Raw genomic sequence first — 17,919 nt, 5'->3', positions numbered from 1 at the left:
TTGGTAGCGCTAACACGGGTGCAGGTGCAAGCGATTCTTATCGAACGCGGCGACCTGACGCACTTTTCTGCCTCGGCGCTTTACGACAAGGCCCGGAGGTCATACCAATGTTACCGCTACCGGCAACAAGTCGGAGCGGGAGAAAACGTCGATGAAGATGCTCGCGCGGCCTGCTTTCGCCGCCCTCGGCCTGGCCCTGGCGCTTACCCTGCCCGCGCATGCCCAGACCCCCAAGTGGGTCGGCGCCTGGGCCAGCGCCCAGCTGGCCCCCGACGCCAAGAACAGCCTCGATCCGCAGGACTATCCCGACGCCACCCTGCGCCAGGTCGTTCGGCTGTCGATCGGCGGCGACAAGATCCGCGTGCGCCTGTCCAACGCCTTCGGGACCCAGCCGCTGACGATCAAGGCCGCCCGCGTCGCGGTGTCGGCGGCGCTGAACTCCGCCCGCATCGACCCGGCCACCGACCGCGCGCTCACCTTCTCGGGTCGCGGCGAGGTGACCATTCCCGCCGGCGCCGACTACTGGTCCGACCCGGTCATGCTGAAGGTCGCGCCGCTGACCTCGCTGGCCATCAGCCTGCACTACGCCGCCGCGCCCAGCGTCCAGACCGGCCACCCCGGCTCGCGGGCGACTTCCTATGTCCTGGCCGGCGACCACACGGCCGACGCCGACCTGCCAGGGGCCAAGACCGCCGACCGCTGGTTCCAGATCTCCAGCGTCGACGTCGTCCCGGACAGGAAGGCGCGGGCCGTCGTCGCGTTCGGCGACAGCATCACCGACGGCTATGGCGTGCAGCCCGACACCAACCTGCGCTGGACCGACGGCCTCGTCGACCGGCTGAAGGGCCGGAACATCGGCGTCCTGAACCTAGGCATCGGCGGCAATCGCGTCCTGCTGGACGGCCTGGGCCCCAACGCCCTGGCCCGGTTCGAGCGCGATGTCCTCTCGCAGTCTGGCGTCACCCACGTGATCCTGCTGGAAGGCGTCAACGACCTGGGCGTCCTGACCCGCGACGCACCCGCCACGGCGGAGGCGCACAAAGCCCTGGTCGAGCAGGTCGTCGCCGCCTACCGCCAGATGATCGATCGCGCCCATGCGCGGGGGATCAAGGTGATCGGCGCGACCATCCTGCCCTATTCCGGCTCGGCCTATTACCACCCCGCCCCCGAGAGCGAGGCCGACCGCCAGGCGATCAACGCCTTCATCCGCGCGCCCGGAAACTTCGATGGCGTCGTCGACTGGGACAAGGCCTTGCGCGACCCGGCCCGCCCGACCTTCCTGCTGCCGGCCTATGACAATGACGGCCTGCATCCCAACCTGGCCGGCTACAAGGCCATGGCGGACGCGATTCCGCTGAGCCTGTTCGATACGGACAAGACCAACAGGTAGTCCGATTTCCCCGGCGAAAGCCGGGGCCCAGATCCATCCAGGGAGTCAGACGTGTTCGCGCCCAAGACCTCAGCCAAACTCGCCAATACTCTGGGTTCGATCTGGGTCCCGGCTTTCGCCGGGAAGACGGGAACTGGGGTGATCGTGGCGAGTATGGCCGTGCTGGGCGCCACCGCCCCCCTCTCTCAGGCATGGGCCGCCGACAGGCCCGTCATCGCCTTCACCTGGGACGACCTGCCGGCTCACGCGGCGCTGCCGCCCGGGGTCACCCGCACCCAGGTCGCCACTGACCTGTTGAGGGCCTCGGCCAAGGCCAAGGCGCCGGCGTTCGGCTTCATCAACGGCGTCCAGACCGAACGCGAGCCCGGCTCCGGCGCGGCCCTGACGCTGTGGCGACAAGCCCGTCAGCCGCTGGGCAACCACACCTGGTCACACCCGAACCTCGCCAGCCTGACACCCGAACAGTTCACGGCCGAGATCGCCCGCAATGAGCCGATGCTGCAGGCCCTGATGGGCGACCAGGATTGGCGCTGGCTGCGCTATCCGTTCCTGTCCGAGGGCGACACGCCCGAGAAGCGTCTGGCCGTGCGCGGCTGGCTGGCGGCCAACCACTACAAGATCGCCAGCGTGACGATGAGCTTCGGCGACTGGGCGTTCAGCGATCCCTACGCCCGGTGCGTGGCCAAGGGCGACCAGGCCGCCATCGCACAATTGGAGAAGATCTATCTGGACGGCGCGGCCGCCGTCGCCGACCGCTCGCGGGACATGGCCAAGACCCTGTACGGCAAGGACATTCCCTATGTCCTGCTGATGCACGGCGGCGCCTTCGAAGCCCGCATGGCCGACCGCTTGTTTCAGCTGTACCAGGACAAGGGTTTCGGCTTCACGACCCTGGAGAAGGCCGAAAGCCATCCGTTCTATCGGACGGACATCGATCCCAGCCTGCCGCCCGAGCCGACGACGCTGGAGGACGCGCTGAAGGCCAAGGGCCTGCCCGTCCCGCCGCTGCCGATCGACCTGAAGACCGTCTCGGAAATGTGCCGGTAGGCGTTGCAACGCTGAAACAACTTCCCTGCTGACAACGGCCCCGCTCGCGCATAGCGTCCCGCGCCATGAAAAGCCCCTCGCTGACGGCGCTCGCGGCCGTCCTCGCCCTGTCGACCCCTGCCCTGGCGGAAAAACTCACCCCGGAACGCATCTTCGCCGATCCGGCGCTGTCGGGCCCGACCGCCAAGGGCGTGGCGCTGTCGCCGGACGGCAAGCGCGTCACCTATCTGAAGGCCAAGCCCGAGGCGGCCAACGTCCAGGACCTGTGGGCGGCCGACGTGAAGGGCGGCGAGCCCTATCGCCTGATCGACAGCGCGGCCCTGTCGTCGGGCGCCAAGGAGCTATCGGAAGCCGAGAAGGCTCGCCGCGAACGGGCCCGCGTCTCGGCCCGCGGCATCGTCGAGTACAGCTGGGACAAGCAGGGCCGCTTTGTCCTGGTGCCGCTGGACGGCGACCTCTATCTGGACAGCGTCGCCGACGGCAAGGTCACGCGCCTGACCCAGACCCCGGGTGACGAGGTCGACGCCAAGGTCTCGCCCAAGGGCGGCTACGTGTCTTACGTCCGCGACCAGAACCTCTACATCAAGCCCTTGTCGGGCGGGGCCGAAACGGCCCTGACCACCGAGGGCAAGGACGCCCTGTCGTTCGGGACGGCCGAGTTCGTCGTGCAGGAGGAGCTGGATCGTTTCACCGGCTACTGGTGGAGCCCGGACGAGAGCCGCATCGTCTACACCCGCGTCGACGAGAGCACCGTCGACATCGTGCCGCGCGCCGACATCGGCCCGCGCGGCGCCACCGTGGTCGAGCAACGCTATCCGCGCGCCGGCCGCCCCAACGCCGTGGTCGAGCTCTATGTCCGTGACCTGGCCTCGGGCCAGATCCGCAAGCTGGACCTGGGCGCGAACCAGGACATCTACCTGGCCCGCGTCGACTGGTCGGCCGACGGCAAGACCGTCTACGCCCAGCGCCTGTCGCGCGACCAGAAGACCTTGGACCTGATCGCCTTCGACGCCGCCACCGGCGCGGGCAAGACCATCCTGAGCGACACCGATCCGCACTGGGTCGAGGCGCGCGACGACTTCACGCCCCTGAAGGACGGCACGTTCCTGTGGTCGTCCGAGAAGGACGGGAACAACCACCTCTATCGCCACGCCGCCGACGGCAAGCTGATCGCGCAGTTGACCAAGGGCGACTGGCCGGTGTCGGCCCTCGAAGGCGTCGACGAGGCGCGCAAGGTGGCGATCTTCACCGCCTCGATGGACACCCCACTGGAACGCCGCCTCTACGAAGTGAGCTATGCGAAGCCAGGCAGGCCCAAGGCCCTGACCCCGGCCGGCGGCTGGTGGTCGGCCAAGGTAGCGGCCAGCGGCGGCGCCTTCGCCGGCACCTACGAGGACCCCAAGACCCCGCCCCAGACCGCGCTCTACGACAACGCCGGCAAGCGCGTGCGCTGGATCGAGGAAAACCGGCTGGCTGAAGGCCATCCCTACTGGCCCTACGCCTCGACCTTGCCGGTTCCGGAATACGGGACGCTGAAGGCCTCGGATGGCGAGACCCTGCACTACGAGATCCTCAAGCCGCAGGGCTTCGACCCGGCCAAGAAGTATCCGGCCATCCTCGCGGTCTATGGCGGCCCCCACGCCCAGCAGGTGAAGCGCAACTGGCAGAGCCCGTCCGAGCGCACCTATCTGGAAGCCGGCTACGTTATCTTCCGCGTGGACAACCGCGGCAGCGGCAACCGCTCGGCCAAGTTTATGCGCGCCCTGGACCGCAACCTCGGCACGGTCGAGGTCGAGGACCAGTTGCTGGGCGCCAAGTTCCTGGCCGGCCTGCCCTATGTCGACGCGGGCAAGATGGGCGTGATGGGCTGGTCGTACGGCGGGTTCATGACCCTGATGCTGATGACCGCCGACAACACCCCCTTCAAGGCCGGCGCGGCCGGCGCTCCGCCCACCGAGTGGAGCCTGTACGACACCGCCTATACCGAGCGCTACATGGGCAAGCCGGACGAGAACAAGGCCGGCTACGCCTATTCCGACCTCAACACCCGGATCGACAAGCTGAAGCCTGGCAGCCTGCTGCTGCTGCACGGCATGGCCGACGACAACGTGATCTTCGAGAACAGCACCCGGCTGATCTCGGCCCTCCAGGCCAAGGCCATCCCATTCGAGATGGCGCTGTATCCCGGCGAGCGCCACAGCGCGCCGCGCAGCAAGACCAAGGGCCTCAGCGTGCTGAAGACGCACCTGGAGTTCTTCGACCGCAAGCTGAAGGGCCAGTAGTCCGCGCGGGCGCCCTTCGCCCCGCGAAGGGCGCGCCAGCCTCCGACCTTATGTCGCAGAGCCTTCAAGCCAGGCCGTGGCTATCTTCAGGGTTAACGAGGATAGCGCCATGACCAAGACGACCGACGAAACCGTCGACTGGCTGATCGACGTCATGCAGCAAGCGATCGAGCAAGGCCACGCCACGGCCGCCGAACTCGAGGACTGGCTGCTGGCGGCGATGGCGCTGGAAGACATGGCCCACGCCGAGGCGCGAGACGCCCAGGAGGCGCGGGCCTTCACCAACTGGATGCCGCCCGGCGCCACGCTGCACTAGATCGCAGAGCCCGACACGCCCTACTCCGCCGCCAGCGGTGAGCGAAGGGCCTCCACGTCGCGGGCCGGCGATAGGCCATAGAGGCGGCGATACTCGCGACTGAACTGCGACGGGCTCTGATAGCCGACGCTGTAGCCGGCCGCGCCGACGTCCAGCCCTTCGGCCAGCATCAGGCGACGGGCCTCATACAGCCGCAACTGCTTCTGGTACTGCATGGGCGTCATGTTGGTGACCGCCTTGAAGTGATGGTGCAGCGAGCTCTCGCTCATGCCCACGTGCTCGGCCAGGGCCTCGATGCGCAGCGGCTGGGCGAAATGCTCGCGCAGCCAGGCCACCGCGCGGGTGACGCGCTGGCCCTGGCCCTCGGCCATGGCGATGTGTAACAGACGCGCGCCGCAGGGTCCGCTGAGCAGGCGATAGAGGATCTCCTGCTCGATCAAGGGGGCCATGGCGGCGATGTCGTGTGGCCGCTCCAGCAGCCGCAACAGCCGCAGGGTGGCGTCCAGCAGCTCTCGCGAGGCGGGCGTGACCGCCACGCCGCGCATGCCGCCCTGCGTCTTCGACGCCTGCTCCGGCAGGCGGCCGATCAGTTCGGCCAGCCGAGCCGGGTTGATCGCCACGCCCACGCACAGGTGCGGATCGGCCTCGCTGGCCTGGGTGATCCGCGCGGTCGCCGGAATGTCCAAGGCCACCAGCAGGCAGTCGCCGGCCCCGTAGTGCATCTCCTCGTCCCCGACGGTCAGGCACTTGCGCCCGCCGGCCACCAGCCAGAACGAGGGACGCTGGTCGACGTGCAGCGTGCCGCTGGGCGAGCAGCGCCGCGTCAGATAGAGGCCGTCGATCACCGAGACCGGGTCGTCGTCCTTGGCGTAACGGGCGACCAGCTGGGCGATCTCGGCATAGACGTCGGCGGTGTCGGATGCGCTCAAGGGCTTGGTTTTCCAGCTGTTCGGAACGTCGTCGTTCTACGCCCGCGCCAGAGGCGGGAAAACCGTCTTCGCCACCTTTTGCAGGATCGTGCATGAGCTTTGCAGGATCGGCGTAACGCGGTCGTCGCGACACGTGGCATGTCTCCGGCCGTTCGATCCTCCCCGATCGTCCTTCCAAAGATCCAAGGAATACTCCGAATGGCCACCGCTAAAGGCTATGCGGCGCCCGCCGCTGGCGCGCCCCTGGCGCCGTTCTCGTTCGAACGCCGCGACCCCAATCCCGACGACGTCGTTATCTCGATCAAGTACTGCGGCGTCTGTCACTCCGACATCCACATGGTCGACAACGGCTGGGGCCAGAGCGTCTATCCGATCGTCCCCGGCCACGAGATCGCCGGCGTGGTCACCGCCGTCGGCGCCAATGTCACCAAGTTCAAGGAAGGCGACCCCGTCGGCGTCGGCTGTTTCGTCGACAGCTGCGTCACCTGCAAGGCCGCCCGCGACCTGGACCGCGAGCAGTACCAGCCGGGCCTCGTCCTGACCTACAGCGGCTTCGAACCCGGCTCGGACACCCCGACCTATGGCGGCTATTCCGATCACATCGTGGTCAAGGAAGACTACGTGCTGTCGATCCCGGGCAACCTGGCTCTGGACGCCGCCGCCCCGCTGCTGTGCGCCGGCATCACGCTGTACTCGCCCCTGCGCCACTGGAACGCCGGCCCCGGCAAGAAGGTCGCGATCCTGGGCATGGGCGGCCTGGGCCACATGGGCGTCAAGCTGGCCCACGCCATGGGCGCCGAGGTCACGGTCCTGAGCCAGACCCTGTCCAAGCAGGCCGACGGTCTGAAGCTGGGCGCGTCGCACTACTACGCCACCAACGACCCTAAGACCTTCGAGACCCTCGCCGACACGTTCGACCTGATCATCTGCACCGTCTCGGCCCCATTGGACTGGGGCGCGTATCTGGGCCTGCTGAAGGTCGACGGGACCATGGTTCTGGTCGGCGCGCCGGAAGAGCCGGCGACGCTGAACGCCTTCGCCCTGATCCCCGGCCGCCGCACCCTGGCCGGCTCGATGATCGGCTCGATCAAGGAGACCCAGGAGATGCTGGATTTCTGCGGCGAGAAGAACATCGTCGCCGACATCGAGGTCATCGCGATCGACAAGATCAACGAGGCCTACAAGCGCATGCACAAGAGCGACGTGCGCTACCGCTTCGTGATCGACATGGCGACGCTGTAGGGACGTCGCCTCCCCTCTCCCCTCGCGGGAGAGGGGGCTACAGCGGCTTCCAGCCCTCGGCGATCACGGCGATCTGCTTGTCCATCACCGCCGACATCTCCGCGGCCGGCACGGTTCCGCCGGCCGCCGCGGTCATGCGGTAGTTCCAGGCGTAGGCGGCCTTCAGGGTGTCGACGATCAGGCGCAGGTCCAGGTCGTCCCGCACCTCGCCCTTGCGCACGCCCTCTTCCAGGACGTCCAGCAGCATCTGGGTCAGGCGCGGATTGCGGCCGTAGGGCGTGACGCCCGGGTCGTTGTTGGGATTGTACGAAGACGCCACGTGGGCGAGGAACAACTTCACCCGCCGGGTCTCGAACTCGTAGTGGATGGCGAAGATCGAGCACAGGCGATCGGCCGTGCTGCCCCGCAGGAACGGCACCACCCGGTCGAACTCCGCGTAGAGCTCGGTCAGGCGATGATCCATGACATGGCTCAGCACCTCCGCCTTGGAGGCGAAGGTGGTGAACACGCTGCCGACCGAGACCCTCGCCCGCTCCGCGATGGCGCGGATGGTGGTCTCGTCGTAGCCAACCTCGTTGAACAGGTCACGCGCGGCGTCGAGAACCTTCTCGCGCGTCGCGGCCTTCTGATCATCTCTTACGCCCACGCACGTCCCCCTCGAACACGCCAGCGTCATTGTTGAATCGAAGCCGCTCCGTTCCCCCGAACGGAGCGGTCTCCGGACTTGGTTAAGCGCGAGCGCCCGCGAAGATGACTTTCAGTTGTTCCGAAAGCCGCGCCAGCAGAGCCTCCACCGACCAACCGTCATAGACGGCGCGGCGATAGTTGGCGACATACACGTCCCAGGTGATCTCAGCCAAGAGCTTAGCGTCGATATCCTTCTTCAACTGACCTTCGTCGACGCCGCGCTGCAGAGCTTCGCCGATCAGGCGGAAGATGTGCTTCAGGTCCGTACGGGCGCGGCGCTCGGCGGCTTCTGAACGGGTCCACGACACCGCGATGCTGGCGCGCAGCAGTGGCAGTTGCTCGACGTGGAAGCCGTAGGCGACGCCGAACAGGCCCATCAGGGCTTCGTCGACGGTCTTGGCGTTGCGCGCGGCCTGGGTCATCTGGGCGTAGATGACTTCGTAGTCGGCGGTCAGGATTTCCTCGAACAGCTCCGACTTGTCGGCGAAGCTGGCGAACACGGCGCCGGTCGACATGCCGGCGGCCTGGGCGATGTCACGGATGGTGGCGCCTTCGTAGCCGCGCTCGCTGAACAGGCGACGGGCGGCGGCCAGGACACGCTCACGGGTGCGCTGCTTGGCGAGGGCCCGGCGGGTCAGCTTCACCGGCGAGTCGGTGGCGGACTCGATATTGACGGACACAAAGCTCATGCGGCGGCCTCCAGGCGGGCGAGAGCGGCTTCGGCGCGCTTCTCGAATTCAGTGCAATATTCATCGACGACGTTCTGAAGGACGTCGGCGTAGCGGCGGGCCAGGTGACGGCCATCCTGCGCGGCGTCGCGCAGGTCGGTGATCAGCTGGCGGACTTCAGCCATGGCTTCTTCGCGATCGGACGCGGAGAGCGCGGCGGCGTTCGCTAGGCGAGCGCTCATGCGGTTATCTCCTGCTCCCCGCTGGGGTGGAAAAGCGTCGAACCGATCCGCGGTGGGGGAGGTTGATCGTGTTCAACGAACGCACACTAAGAAATAGGAAGCGGGCGCAATAACGCTAGGGGGAGGCTATTGCAACCGCGAAATCGAACTAAAATCGCCGAACAATGGCGTTGTTTGTACATATGAGAGCGTTGTCGGAGCGTCACTGTGACAAATGCGCTCACCGAACAGGTTCGGCGAATTGACTCAACGGACGGTGGTCAGCGAACTGAGTCGCGCCCTTAAGGCTAGGGCGCGCCGACGCTAGGAAACCGGTGACAATTTTCATCGCCGGAACAGCCCCTTACGGCTCCGGCCTCTATGGCGCGGGCCGTCCGCCCGGCCTATCTTCCGCGCCCATGAACCACGTCTTCGACTTCCTCGTCCCCGCCGCGCTGCTCGCGGTCCTGGTCGCCCTGGCGGCGGGTCTCTACGCGCTTTTCCGGGGCGGCGACTTCGGTCGCTCCTATTCGAACAAATTGATGCGGCTGCGCGTGCTGCTGCAGTTCATTGCCATCATCGTGCTGGTCGCGGCCGCCTTCTGGTGGCGCAAGGGCGCTTAAGCGTCGCGGGCCTGTTCGCGCAACGAGGATCCACACCGCATGGTCACGCTGAACCGCATCTATACCCGCACGGGCGACGGCGGCTCGACGCGCCTGGCCACCGGCGCGCCGGTCAGCAAGGCGTCGCTGCGGGTCGAGGCCTATGGCGGGGTCGACGAGACCAACGCCGCCGTGGGCCTGGCGCGCCAGCACACGGCGGACGACAGCGTGCTCGACCCGATCCTGGAGCGGATCCAGAACGATCTGTTCGACCTGGGCGCGGATCTCGCCACGCCCGAACAGCATGGCAAGCCCGAGTGGGAGCCGCTGCGCATCCTGGACAGCCAGGTCGAGCGGCTGGAGCGCGAGATCGATCTGCTGAACGGCGAGATGGCGCCCCTCACCTCCTTCGTCCTCCCCGCTGGGTCGTCGGCGGCGGCGTCCCTGCACCAGGCGCGCACGGTCTGCCGCCGGGCCGAACGGACCTGCGTGGCGCTGTCGGGGACCGAGGGCGAGATCGTCGGCAAGCCGGCGATCAAGTATCTGAACCGTCTGTCGGACCTACTGTTCGTCGCCGCCCGCTGGAGCAACGACAAGGGCAAGGCGGACGTGCTGTGGAAGCCGGGTGCGACGCGGTAGATCCAAACTCCGCTTCCCCAGCGAAAGCCGGGACCCAGATCCATCCGGTGAGTTTGAAGTGATCGCGCCTTACGGCTTCGGCTTATCCGCAACAGCGGAGGGCTCGACCTGGGCCCCGGCTTTCGCCGAGGAAGTGGAGGAAGCGGTGGCCGCTTCCGGCTTTTCCCCGTTGATCGGCGGCAGCCCCTTCGGGCGGCGCGTCAGGGTTTCGATTGAATAGACCGTCCCGCACTTCAGCCATTTGCCGGCCCAGGCCCCGCCCCGCGCCTCGCAGCGTTCCTTCGGCCAGACCCACAGGCCGTGATAGGCTAGGACGCCGGCGCTGCCGAGCAGGAACAGGCCCAGGAAGATGTACTTCAAGCGGGTGAAAGTCTTGTTCATGGCGGCCCCTTACCGCCTTTCCGTCCTTAAGGGAATTGGGACCCGAGGCCACTTTCGCGAGACGGCCGGACCACGCGCGCAAGAAAATCGTACAACCGTTTGAACCATACGCGCGTTATCGCATTACGCTTACGCAAAGGGAAACTTGCATTGCGGCGCCGAAGCGGTAAGTCGGATGCCAAGCAGGATAAAAAGCAGCCTGGAGGCGGTGGAAACCGATGAAGGTCCTAGTCCCGGTCAAACGGGTTATCGATTACAACGTCAAGGCCCGCGTGAAGGCGGACCAGACCGGTGTCGACCTTGCGAACGTCAAGATGTCGATGAATCCCTTCTGTGAGATCGCGGTCGAAGAAGCCGTGCGTCTCAAGGAGAAGGGCGTGGCGACCGAGGTCGTCATCGTCAGCATCGGCCCGGCGCAAGCCCAGGAGACGATCCGCACCGCCCTGGCCATGGGCGGCGACCGCGGCGTCCTGATCACCACCGACGCCGATCCCGAGCCGCTGGCCGTGGCCAAGCTGCTCGCGGCCGTGGTGGCCGAGGAAAACCCGAACCTGGTCCTGATGGGCAAGCAGGCGATCGACGGCGACAACAACGCCGTCGGCCAGATGCTGTCAGCCCTGCTGGGCTGGCCGCAGGCCACCTATGCCTCGGCCATCGAGGTGTCGGGCTCCAGCGCCAAGGTCACCCGCGAAGTCGACGGCGGCCTCCAGACCCTGGACGTCGACCTGCCGGCCATCGTCACGGCCGACCTGCGCCTGAACGAGCCGCGCTATGCGTCTCTACCCAACATCATGAAGGCCAAGAAGAAGGAGATCGTCAGCAAGACGGTCGCCGACTACGGCGTGGACGTCGCGCCGCGCCTGAAGGTCCTGAAGGTCACCGAACCGGCCAAGCGCTCGGCCGGCATCAAGGTCGAGACCGCCGCTGACCTGGTTTCCAAGCTCAACACCGCGGGGGTGCTGTAATGGCTGTTCTCGTCGTCGCCGATAACGACAACGCGCACCTGCGCGACGGCACCCACAAGGTCGTCACCGCCGCCCTGAAGATCTCGGGCGACGTGGACGTGCTGGTCCTGGGCAAGGGCGCCAAGGGCGTGGCCGACGCCGCCGCCAAGATCGCCGGCGTCCGCAAGGTGCTGCTGGCCGAGTCCGACGCCCTGGGTCACGGGATCGCCGAAGCCCAGGCCGACGCCGTGCTGGCCCTGGCCGGCAATTACGACGCGATCCTGGTTCCGGCCACCTCGGGCGGCAAGAACTTCGCGCCGCGCGTCGCCGCCAAGCTGGACGTCGCCCCGATCTCGGACATCGTCGAGGTCGTCTCGGCCGACACCTTCACGCGCCCGATCTATGCCGGCAACGCGCTGGAGACTGTCCAGTCGTCGGACGCCAAGAAGGTGATCACCGTCCGCCCGACCGCCTTCGCGGCGGCGGCGGAAGGCGGCTCCGCCTCGGTGGAAACCGTCGGCGGCGCCGACGCCGGCAAGACCCGCTTCGTCAGCGAAGAGATGGTCAAGTCGGACCGTCCGGAACTGGCCGCGGCCAAGATCGTCGTCTCGGGCGGTCGCGCCATGGGCTCGGCCGAGGAGTTCCAGCGTGTGATCGAGCCGCTGGCCGACAAGCTGGGCGCCGCCGTCGGCGCCTCGCGCGCGGCCGTCGACGCCGGCTACGCCCCGAACGACTACCAGGTCGGCCAGACCGGCAAGGTCGTGGCGCCGCAACTCTATGTCGCCATCGGCATCTCGGGCGCGATCCAGCACCTGGCCGGCATGAAGGACTCCAAGGTGATCGTCGCGATCAACAAGGACGCCGACGCGCCGATCTTCCAGGTGGCCGACTTCGGCCTGGTCGCCGACTACAAGACGGCCGTCCCGGAACTGATGGACGCCCTGACGGCGGCGGGGAAGTAAGTCCCTCTCCGTCACGTCACGAAAAGCGAAAGGCCCGGAGAGCGATCTCCGGGCCTTTTTGCTGGCCGGAACACGGCTCAGCGCACGGTATGGGGGGTGATCCCTTCGGCCCAAGCGAAGTTGTCTTGGGTCAGCAATGGGGCCTTCACGGCGGCGCCGGTGAACAGGGCGAGCGTCAGCGCGCCCGCGATGAGCAGGGTCTTCATAATCGTCCGTCCTCGAAAAGAGCGTGGTGTGTGTGAAGCGCGGCGCCGCGATGAGGACCATGCCAAAGCCACGGACGCTTTACGAACGATGGTATCTGCGCGAACTTGTGAGCTGGACTAACATCCTCGCGTCTTGAACATGCGCCTGCCACCCTTCTCCTCGCTGGTCGCCCTGGAGGCGGCCGCCCGCCACAAGAGCTACAGCCGCGCGGCTCAGGAGCTGTTCGTGACCCACGGCGCGGTCAGCCAGCAGGTCCGCAAGCTGGAGGAAGAGCTGGGAGTTCAGCTATTCATCCGGCGCGGCAACCAGATGGAGCCCACGGCCACCGGCGCGGCGCTAGCCGCGCGGATCGGCGAGGCCATGGCCGCCTTGCGCCAAGGCGTCGACAGCGCCCGCCGGGCGGCCAGCGGACCGATCGTTCTCTCGGCCGGCCCGGCCTTCGCCACCAGTTGGCTGTCGCCCCAGCTGGCGCGACTGTCGGCCGAGACGGGCGAGCTGGACCTGACGATCCGCGTCGAGGATCGCGTCTCTGACCTAGCCACCGATGGCGTGGACGTCGCTCTGCGCTACGGCGTCGGCCCCTGGGCGGGCATGGAGTCGGTCCGCTTGATGGACGAGCGCATCTTTCCAGTCTGCAGCCCGACGCTGCTGGCCCGCCATCCCGTCGAACGGCCCCAAGACCTGCTCGCGGCCCCCTTGCTGCGCCATACCGACCTGCCGTGGTCGGTGTGGTTTCGCGCGATGGGCATCGAGCCGCCGGAGCCACGGCCGGCCTTAGGCTTCGACGGCTCGGCCATGATGCTGGACGCGGCGACCCAGGGTCTTGGCTTCGCCTTGGCGCGCGGCGGCTATGCCAAACGCGACCTGGACGAAGGCCGTCTGGTGCGCCCGCTGCCGGGATCGGTCGACGTCGAGACCGGCCACAACTTCGTCTGGCGCGCAGAGAACCCCAAGCTGCCGCGTATTCTCAAGCTGAGGGACTGGTTCCTGAAGGCGACAGAGGATGATCGCGCCCGGTGACGCTTTCGCGCCGGAGGCCGCTTGACTTCCGTAGCGAAAGAAAACGAACCTCGCGCCATGACCCTGTACACCGACCTCGTCGCCGCCGTATCCGCCACGGAGTCCGGCTTTTCCGCCTTCGTCACCGACGACTGGAAACAGGGCCGCACCACCTATGGCGGGCTGTCGGCCGCGCTGTGCGTCGAAGCCGCCCAGCGAACCTTCCCGGAAGCCCCGCCCCTGCGCTCGGCCCAGTTCGCCTTCGTCGGTCCCGCCGCCGGGGAACTGGCGATCCAGGTCAAGCCGCTGCGCCAGGGCAAGTCGACCCTGTTCGTGGCCGTCGACCTGGTCGGCGAGCAAGGCGTGGCCACCCACGGCGTCCTGACCTTCGGCGCGGCCCGCGCCTCGGCGCTGGACTACGGCGATGTCCCCGCCCCCGCGGTCGCTGCGCCCGAGGCCTGCGAGTCGTTCTTCCCCGAGAACCGCGCCGGCGCGCCGCACTTCTCGGCCCAGTTCGAGGTGCGCAAGGCGGGCGGCGCCCGGCCGCTGTCCGGCGGTTCCCCCGAATACCTTCTGTGGATCCGCCACCGTGATCCGGCCGCGACCTCGCTGTCGGCCCTGGTCGCCCTGGCCGACATGCCGCCGCCGCCAGCCATGGCGCTGTTCCCGCAGTTCGGTCCGATCTCGACCATGACCTGGGCCCTAGACATCGTCGGCCTGCCGGGCGCGAACGACGATGGCTGGCGCCTGCTGCGCAGCCGGGCCGAGACGATCGGCGAAGGCTATTCGACCCAGGAGATGCACCTGTGGGACCGACACGGCCGTCCGCTGATCCTGGCGCGACAGAACGTGGCGATCTTCGTCTGAGGAGCCGTCCTCGTCCGGAGTTTATCCGCGGGCCGACCGGCGGTCGGACCCGTGGGACAAGCTCAGGATGAGGACTATTTTTGACCTCGCATTAGAAACCTCATCCTGAGCTTGTCGAAGGACGAGGTTTCGGGCCACCGTCGCGGGCAAGCTCCGGGGAAACGTCCATGACCAAGTTCGCCCATCTGGCCGGCGCGGCCGCCATCGCCCTGCTGGCCGGGACAGTCCACGCCCAGACGTCCGAAGACGCCACCAAGGGCTATCTGGCGGTCATCAAGGACAAGAACCCCGTCCTGCACGCGGTCATCGCCACTAATCCGCACGCCCTGGCCGACGCCCGCGCCCTGGACGCCGAGCGCAAGGCGGGCAAGGTCCGCTCGCCGCTGCACGGCGCGCCGATCCTGCTGAAGGATAATATCGAGAGCGCCGACGACACGGCCACCACCGCCGGCTCACTGGCGCTGAAGGACAACGTCACCAATCGCGACGCCCCGATCGTCAAGCGCCTGACCGACGCGGGCCTGGTCATCCTGGGCAAGGCCAACCTGTCGGAGTGGGCCAATATCCGCTCGTCCAAGTCGATTAGCGGCTGGAGCGCGATCGGCGGCACGGTGCGCAACCCCTATGTCCTGGACCGCAGCGCGTGTGGCTCGTCCAGCGGCTCGGGCGCGGCGGTGGCGGCGGGCCTGGCGCCCCTGGCCATCGGCACCGAGACCGACGGCTCGATCACCTGCCCGGCGGCGATCAACGGCCTGGTTGGCCTCAAGCCCACCGTCGGCCTGGTCTCGCGCACCCACATCGTGCCGATCAGCCACAGCCAGGACACCGCCGGCCCGATGACCACCACGGTCCTGGACGCGGCCAAGGTGCTGACGGTCATCGCCGGTTCGGACCCCGCCGATCCAGCCACCAAGGACGCCGACGCCCGCAAGACCGACTACGCCGCGGGTCTCTCCAAGGACGCGCTGAAAGGCGTCAAGCTTGCCGTGGCGCGGTTCTACACCGGCTACTCGCCCAAGACCGATGCGGTGTTCGAGGCGGCGCTGAAAGACCTCAAGGCCCAAGGCGCGATCCTGGTCGACGTGAAGGACTTCGACGAAGGCCCGATCGGCAAGGCCGAGGGCGTGGTGCTCTATACCGAGCTGAAGGCCGACATGGCCGCCTACCTGGCCTCGACCGATCCCAAGAAGGTCAAGAGCCGCACGCTGGCCGACCTGATCGCCTTCAACAAGGCGACCCCGAAGGAGCTCCAGTGGTTCGGCCAGGAGAGTTTCGAAAAGGCCGAGAAGACCAAGGGGCTGACCGATCCCGACTACCTGAAGGCCCTGGCCGACTCCAAGCGCCTCGCGGGCCCCGAGGGTATCGACAAGATCCTCAAGAACACCGGCGCGGTCGCCATCGTCGCCCCGACTACCGGACCGGCCTGGACCATCGACCCGCTGAACGGCGACAACTACGGCGGCTCGGCCACCACCCTGCCCGCCGTGGCCGGCTATCCGCACCTGACGGTGCCGATGGGCGACGTCACCGGCCTGCCGGTCGGCCTGTCGTTCATCGGCCCGGCCTGGAGCGAGAAGCTGCTGCTGAACCTGGGCTATGCCTACGAGCAGGCGACCCACCACAGGAAGCCGCCGACTTTCCTGAAGACCATCGCCCCGTAGTCGCTCGGCGAGATCATCCTGAAGTTGATCTTTGCAGCGCCTCGCTTTTGTCGTATTACGAATGTAAATGACATGAGGACTTAGCAGGGAGATCGACCATGGTTCGGCAAGGGCTTCACGTCGCGGGCGTCAGCCTGTTGTCCCTGGCCATGGTCGGCGCGTCTCCGGCATCGGCCCTGCCGCCGCCCGGAGACGGCGTGGCCACGCCGGCAGCCTGTGAGGCGTTGGGCTTTCGGAGCAGCCTGGGCGGCGACGTCGTCGTCTCGGGCGCCCGCCCGGCCCCCAGTCGAGCGACCGTCATGAACTACGCGGCGCCGACCGGAGCTCCCCCGCCGCCGCCACCGCCGCCGCCTCCCCGGCCAACATGACGCCCCCGCCGCCGCTGCCGCTTCCTCCGGTCCAGCCGCGCTCCGCGCCGGCGATCATCAGCGCCGCGCCGCGCGTGCCGACCGACACCGAGCGCTATCCCGGCGCCGCCGCGAACCCGGTCAAGCGCGTGGCCGAGGAGCCGGTCTCGACCTTCTCGATCGACGTCGACACAGCCGCGTACGCCAATACCCGCCGCTTCCTCAACGACGGCGCCGCCCCGCCGCGCGACGCCATCCGGGTCGAGGAGCTGATCAACTATTTCGACTACGGCTACGCCCGCCCGGCCAGCGCCCAGACGCCCTTCCGGGCCACGGTGGCGGTCGCGCCCTCGCCCTGGTCGAAGGAGCGCCAGATCCTGCACATCGGCCTGCAGGGCTATGCCACGCCGCGCGCCGACGCGCCGCCGCTGAACCTGGTCTTTCTGGTCGACACCTCGGGCTCGATGATGGGCCCCGACCGCCTGCCCCTGGCCCAGAAGGCGCTGAACGTGCTGATCGACCAGCTGCGGCCGCAGGACCGCGTGGCCATGGTCGCCTATGCCGGCTCGGCCGGCGCCGTGTTGTCGCCGACCGACGGCCGCTCCAAGCTGAAGATGCGCTGCGCCCTGGACGCGCTGCGGGCGGGCGGCTCCACGGCCGGCGGCCAGGGGCTGGAACTGGCCTACGCCTTGGCCAAGCAGAACTTCGCCAAGGGCTCGGTCAACCGCGTGATCCTGGTCACCGACGGCGACTTCAACGTCGGCATCGCCGAGCCAGCCCGGCTGAAGGACTTCGTCGCCGACCAGCGCAAGAGCGGCGTCTACCTGTCGGTCTACGGCTTCGGGCGCGGCAACTACAACGACACGATGATGCAGGCCCTGGCCCAGAACGGAAACGGGGTGGCGGCCTACGTCGACACCCTGAACGAGGCGCGCAAGCTGCTGCGGGACGACTTCCAGGCCAGCCTGTTTCCGATCGCCGACGACGTGAAGATCCAGGTCGAGTTCAATCCTCGCCAGGTCAGCGAGTACCGGCTGATCGGCTACGAGACGCGACTGCTGAACCGCGAGGATTTCAACAACGACCAGGTCGACGCGGGCGAGGTCGGGTCGGGCGCCTCGGTGACGGCGCTGTACGAGATCACTCCGGCCGGCGCGCGGCCATCGTCGGATCCGCTGCGCTACGGCGACAAGACGCCCGCCGCGCCGGCCGCTTCCGCGGGCGAACTGGCCTTTCTGAAGGTGCGCTACAAGCTGCCCGGCGAAACGAGCTCCAAGCTGATGGAGCGCCCGATCGGCAAGGCGGATACGTTCGCCACCCTCTCGGCCGCGCCGGAGTCGACGCGCTTCGCTGTGGCGGTCGCCGCCTATGGCCAGAAGCTGCGCGGCGATCCGTGGGTCGACGACGGCTTCGACTGGCCCGCCGTCACCGCCCTGGCCCAGGGCGCGCGCGGAGACGATCCGGACGGCCTGCGGGCGGAATTCGTCCAGCTGACCAAGGCGGCGCGGGACGTGAAGGCGCGGTAGAG

The 17,919-nt window shown here is 67.8% G+C and carries 18 protein-coding genes and 1 pseudogene; 13 read left to right on the top strand and 6 right to left on the bottom strand.

Going from position 1 to position 17,919, the window contains the following annotated elements; all coding sequences use genetic code 11:
- Positions 1–151: 151 nt before the first annotated feature.
- From MZV50_RS08725 to MZV50_RS08710, 4 genes are all read left to right on the top strand, one after another.
- On the top strand, positions 152–1,390 hold the full coding sequence (locus MZV50_RS08725) for an SGNH/GDSL hydrolase family protein (RefSeq protein WP_252634015.1): 1,239 nt from the start codon (positions 152–154) through the stop codon (positions 1,388–1,390).
- A 138-nt stretch (positions 1,391–1,528) separates the two neighbouring features.
- Positions 1,529–2,437 (top strand): polysaccharide deacetylase family protein, encoded by a 909-nt coding sequence (locus MZV50_RS08720; protein ID WP_443984422.1) that lies wholly within the window; start codon positions 1,529–1,531, stop codon positions 2,435–2,437.
- A gap of 65 nt (positions 2,438–2,502) precedes the next feature.
- Positions 2,503–4,719, top strand: a complete 2,217-nt coding sequence (locus MZV50_RS08715; RefSeq protein ID WP_252634014.1) for a S9 family peptidase — start codon at positions 2,503–2,505, stop codon at positions 4,717–4,719.
- Positions 4,720–4,828: 109 nt separating this feature from the next.
- Positions 4,829–5,035 (top strand): hypothetical protein, encoded by a 207-nt coding sequence (locus tag MZV50_RS08710; RefSeq protein WP_252634013.1) that lies wholly within the window; start codon positions 4,829–4,831, stop codon positions 5,033–5,035.
- 20 nt (positions 5,036–5,055) lie between these two features.
- On the opposite strand, the gene MZV50_RS08705 is transcribed toward MZV50_RS08710, so the two are convergent.
- Positions 5,056–5,964, bottom strand: a complete 909-nt coding sequence (locus MZV50_RS08705) for an AraC family transcriptional regulator (RefSeq protein ID WP_252634012.1) — start codon at positions 5,962–5,964, stop codon at positions 5,056–5,058.
- A gap of 198 nt (positions 5,965–6,162) precedes the next feature.
- Between MZV50_RS08705 and MZV50_RS08700 the strand changes: the two genes are divergently transcribed.
- Positions 6,163–7,206 carry an NAD(P)-dependent alcohol dehydrogenase gene (locus tag MZV50_RS08700; protein WP_252634011.1) on the top strand — a complete coding sequence of 348 codons (1,044 nt, stop codon included), beginning with the start codon at positions 6,163–6,165 and terminating at the stop codon, positions 7,204–7,206.
- A 37-nt stretch (positions 7,207–7,243) separates the two neighbouring features.
- Here the strand turns inward: MZV50_RS08700 and MZV50_RS08695 are convergent, their stop codons facing one another.
- From MZV50_RS08695 to MZV50_RS08685, 3 genes are all read right to left on the bottom strand, one after another.
- Complete coding sequence (locus MZV50_RS08695) at positions 7,244–7,852, bottom strand: TetR/AcrR family transcriptional regulator (RefSeq protein WP_252634010.1); 609 nt, start codon at positions 7,850–7,852, stop codon at positions 7,244–7,246.
- 82 nt (positions 7,853–7,934) lie between these two features.
- On the bottom strand, positions 7,935–8,582 hold the full coding sequence (locus MZV50_RS08690) for a TetR/AcrR family transcriptional regulator (RefSeq protein ID WP_252634009.1): 648 nt from the start codon (positions 8,580–8,582) through the stop codon (positions 7,935–7,937).
- Positions 8,579–8,803 (bottom strand): hypothetical protein, encoded by a 225-nt coding sequence (locus MZV50_RS08685; RefSeq protein WP_252634008.1) that lies wholly within the window; start codon positions 8,801–8,803, stop codon positions 8,579–8,581. Before MZV50_RS08685 ends, MZV50_RS08690 begins: the two co-directional genes overlap by 4 nt.
- Before the next feature lie 398 nt (positions 8,804–9,201).
- On the opposite strand from MZV50_RS08685, the gene MZV50_RS08680 reads away from it, so the two are divergent.
- Together MZV50_RS08680 and MZV50_RS08675 are read left to right on the top strand one after the other, a co-directional pair.
- Complete coding sequence (locus MZV50_RS08680; RefSeq protein ID WP_252634007.1) at positions 9,202–9,405, top strand: twin transmembrane helix small protein; 204 nt, start codon at positions 9,202–9,204, stop codon at positions 9,403–9,405.
- Between the two features lie 39 nt (positions 9,406–9,444).
- On the top strand, positions 9,445–10,023 hold the full coding sequence (locus MZV50_RS08675) for a cob(I)yrinic acid a,c-diamide adenosyltransferase (protein ID WP_252634006.1): 579 nt from the start codon (positions 9,445–9,447) through the stop codon (positions 10,021–10,023).
- A 69-nt stretch (positions 10,024–10,092) separates the two neighbouring features.
- Here MZV50_RS08675 and MZV50_RS08670 read toward each other — a convergent pair whose 3' ends face one another.
- Positions 10,093–10,404, bottom strand: coding sequence for a hypothetical protein (locus tag MZV50_RS08670; RefSeq protein ID WP_252634005.1), 312 nt, complete (start codon positions 10,402–10,404; stop codon positions 10,093–10,095).
- Between the two features lie 218 nt (positions 10,405–10,622).
- Here MZV50_RS08670 and MZV50_RS08665 point away from each other — a divergent pair, with 218 nt between their 5' ends.
- A complete protein-coding gene (locus MZV50_RS08665) occupies positions 10,623–11,369 on the top strand; it encodes an electron transfer flavoprotein subunit beta/FixA family protein (protein WP_252634004.1) in 747 nt (248 codons plus the stop codon).
- The gene (locus MZV50_RS08660; protein WP_252634003.1) at positions 11,369–12,310 is read left to right on the top strand and encodes an electron transfer flavoprotein subunit alpha/FixB family protein; all 942 of its coding nucleotides are present in this window, start codon (positions 11,369–11,371) and stop codon (positions 12,308–12,310) included. Before MZV50_RS08665 ends, MZV50_RS08660 begins: the two co-directional genes overlap by 1 nt.
- 77 nt (positions 12,311–12,387) lie before the next feature.
- Here the strand turns inward: MZV50_RS08660 and MZV50_RS26490 are convergent, their stop codons facing one another.
- A complete protein-coding gene (locus MZV50_RS26490) occupies positions 12,388–12,516 on the bottom strand; it encodes a hypothetical protein (RefSeq protein WP_289781909.1) in 129 nt (42 codons plus the stop codon).
- A 139-nt stretch (positions 12,517–12,655) separates the two neighbouring features.
- Here MZV50_RS26490 and MZV50_RS08655 point away from each other — a divergent pair, with 139 nt between their 5' ends.
- The 4 genes and pseudogenes from MZV50_RS08655 to MZV50_RS08640 all read left to right on the top strand — a co-directional run bounded on the left by MZV50_RS08655 (position 12,656) and on the right by MZV50_RS08640 (position 17,917).
- Positions 12,656–13,537 carry a LysR substrate-binding domain-containing protein gene (locus tag MZV50_RS08655; protein WP_252634002.1) on the top strand — a complete coding sequence of 294 codons (882 nt, stop codon included), beginning with the start codon at positions 12,656–12,658 and terminating at the stop codon, positions 13,535–13,537.
- Positions 13,538–13,594: 57 nt separating this feature from the next.
- On the top strand, positions 13,595–14,383 hold the full coding sequence (locus tag MZV50_RS08650; RefSeq protein ID WP_252634001.1) for a thioesterase family protein: 789 nt from the start codon (positions 13,595–13,597) through the stop codon (positions 14,381–14,383).
- Between the two features lie 167 nt (positions 14,384–14,550).
- Positions 14,551–16,044: an amidase gene (locus tag MZV50_RS08645; protein WP_252634000.1), complete on the top strand. Its 1,494-nt coding sequence runs from the start codon at positions 14,551–14,553 to the stop codon at positions 16,042–16,044.
- A 98-nt stretch (positions 16,045–16,142) separates the two neighbouring features.
- A pseudogene (locus MZV50_RS08640) lies at positions 16,143–17,917 on the top strand (vWA domain-containing protein).
- The last annotated feature ends 2 nt before the right edge of the window (positions 17,918–17,919 follow it).

Origin of the sequence: Caulobacter segnis, assembly GCF_023935105.1 — a bacterium.
Taxonomy (GTDB): domain Bacteria; phylum Pseudomonadota; class Alphaproteobacteria; order Caulobacterales; family Caulobacteraceae; genus Caulobacter; species Caulobacter segnis_B.
This window is presented reverse-complemented; position numbering and strand designations above follow the sequence as displayed.